Source organism: Prevotella sp. S7-1-8, assembly GCF_000758925.1.
Classification (GTDB): Bacteria; Bacteroidota; Bacteroidia; order Bacteroidales; family Bacteroidaceae; genus Prevotella.
Window position 1 is genome coordinate 1 of the sequence record NZ_JRNC01000116.1, and the last position, 2,405, is coordinate 2,405.

At 39.8% G+C, this 2,405-nt stretch carries 3 protein-coding genes; all 3 read left to right on the plus strand.

The window, feature by feature from the left end; genetic code table 11:
* Window positions 1-11: 11 nt before the first annotated feature.
* Window positions 12-497, plus strand: coding sequence for a DUF3872 domain-containing protein (locus HMPREF1640_RS12095; RefSeq protein WP_036895243.1), 486 nt, complete (start codon window positions 12-14; stop codon window positions 495-497).
* Window positions 484-990, plus strand: a complete 507-nt coding sequence (locus HMPREF1640_RS12100; protein ID WP_036895244.1) for a lysozyme — start codon at window positions 484-486, stop codon at window positions 988-990. Before HMPREF1640_RS12095 ends, HMPREF1640_RS12100 begins: the two co-directional genes overlap by 14 nt.
* A gap of 341 nt (window positions 991-1,331) precedes the next feature.
* Window positions 1,332-2,234 (plus strand): hypothetical protein, encoded by a 903-nt coding sequence (locus HMPREF1640_RS12105; protein WP_036895245.1) that lies wholly within the window; start codon window positions 1,332-1,334, stop codon window positions 2,232-2,234.
* The last annotated feature ends 171 nt before the right edge of the window (window positions 2,235-2,405 follow it).

Below are 2,405 nucleotides of genomic sequence, written 5' to 3' on the forward strand. Positions count from 1 at the left end.
TGTAGGGAACAATGAAAAAGAAAATTTTTAATAGTATATGGGTAATGGGAGTACTAACCCTTGCCGTGTTTTGTTTATCTGCTTGTGATAGGGAGTTGGATGTTCAGCAGTGTTATCCGTTCACTGTCGAGACGATGCCTGTCCAGAAGGACATCGTCAAGGGACAGACGGCAGAGATACGCTGCACCCTCAAACGAGGGGGCGAATTTGCCGACACACGCTACACCATCCGATACTTCCAGCCCGACGGGAAAGGAACGCTAAGAATGGACAATGGGACGGTATTCAAGCCTAACGACCGCTATCCGCTCACCAAGGATGTTTTCCGACTTTACTACACCTCTGCTTCCACAGACCGACAAACCATTGATGTGTATGTGGAGGACAACTTCGGGCAAATCGCCAAACTGTCGTTCAACTTCAACAATGAAAAGGCGGAGGAAAAGGGAAAGACCAACTCAGCAGTAACCAAAGCCTTGAACGATGCGAACTGCTAAACGCTTTGCTTTATTCTGTATAATGTGCTTGCTCTGCCAGCCGACCCTTGCCCAGCGCAGGGTGCGGCTGGCGAACTTGCCACCTTTTGAACGTGCGGTAGTTGTTGTGAAATATTTTGAGGGACTGCACGGTTGGAAGAATTATCCGTATGTTGGGTATGGGCATCAGCTGCAACGGGGAGAGCGTTTCACAGCGAATATGATAGAGCGGCAGGCGGACTCCCTACTCCGTGCCGACCTTTGGAAATGCTTTGAACACTTCAAAGGCTATGGCAAGGATGCGCTGCTGCTGACCTTGCTTGCCTATAATGTGGGTGTAGGGCGATTGCTTGGTTATGGTAAGCACCAAAAGAGTAAGCTACTGCGAAAGATTGAAGCTGGAGACAGGAGCTTCTATCGAGAGTATGTTTCGTTCTGCCGATATAAGGGAAAAGTTTTGAGTGGATTAGTTAAACGCAGACAGGTGGAGTTTGTGCTGTTCTATATACCTTGATACATCTATTCTTATTTTGCAAAAGTACAACTTCTACCTCGTCTCTTCAATTGCCAATAATAATGATTTTAGTTTTTTATAATACGCTTTATAGTTTACATTGACGTGATATCATATCATATAGGTGTGGAGCCGTGTATTGGCTTATGAAGATTCCCAATCCCACTACTACGCAAGATAGAAGATAATGGAAGAAATCTCTACAAGGAGTATCTAAAATCTTGTAGATGTAAGGTAAAGGTGTGTGCAAGTTTATCGAATCATAAGCGGTAGTTTCTTGTTGATTTATTTGTCTTTCTAATTATGAATGAGTAATTTTGTTGAAATAAAAACTTTGATTTATGGATTTTTTCAGATTTAATAAAATTTACGTCGTAGAATCTCTACAAGATGAGCGTCAAACTGGTAAAGAATTGTACGATGATATTATCAAGAGACGAAGTTACTGTCATAGTGATTTAGCTACAGAGTATGTACAGGTTCTTTCATTAGAAGATTGGGTCAATATTATCAAAAGAATAAAACAAGAGACCAAAGATAACCATGTAATTCCTATTCTTCATTTTGAATTACATGGAAGTAGCAACCATGATGGTCTTGTACTGGCTAACAAAGATTTGATACCTTGGAGCAACTTCGTATCAGATATGCGGTGCATAAATATCGAAACTCAGAACAATTTATTGATAACCATGGGGATTTGTTTCGGTATGGACATCTTGTATTACACCTTATTGGAAGAACCATCACCTTTCTTTGGGATAATAGGCTCTTTATATGCCTTACAAAATGATGATATATACATAAGCTACAGTGAATTCTACGATGAGTTTTTACAATCATTCGATATTACGAAATCTTTGCAGTGCCTTTTTAGAGCAAATCCAGATAGGCCCCAGGAATACTCTTTTGTAAATGCACCAGAACTCTTTAGAAGAATTTATAAAAATTATCTTGAAACTCAGTTTACGCCTGATGCTATAAAAAAAAGGATCAGCGATACCATTATGGAGGGAGAAGCTAAGCGTGGTTTTATATATTCATCGAAAGAAAAGAAAGTTTTTGCGAATAAATTTAAGAAAGAACTAAAAAAAACTAAGAACCCATTCTATTTAAGTCATTTCAACAACTTTCTTATGTGTAACAAATTCAAAACCTGCAAAAAACGGTTCGCTATTCCACGGACAACTAAAGAATTCTTAGCGACTAATTGGAGTGATATTATGCCAAACGTCATCAACTAAAAGGTACTTTTCTGCGACTTTCTTTTGCTTCTTTTCTTTGGTCGCCTGCTCGTTCAAAGAGAAAGAAAAGAAGCCACGCAATTTTTAAGGTTGCGTGGCTCATTGTGTTAGGGATTTTCGGTTGTTTCAATTATCCGCTCTTCGGGGTGGGTATTAAAAGCCCAGTTGATG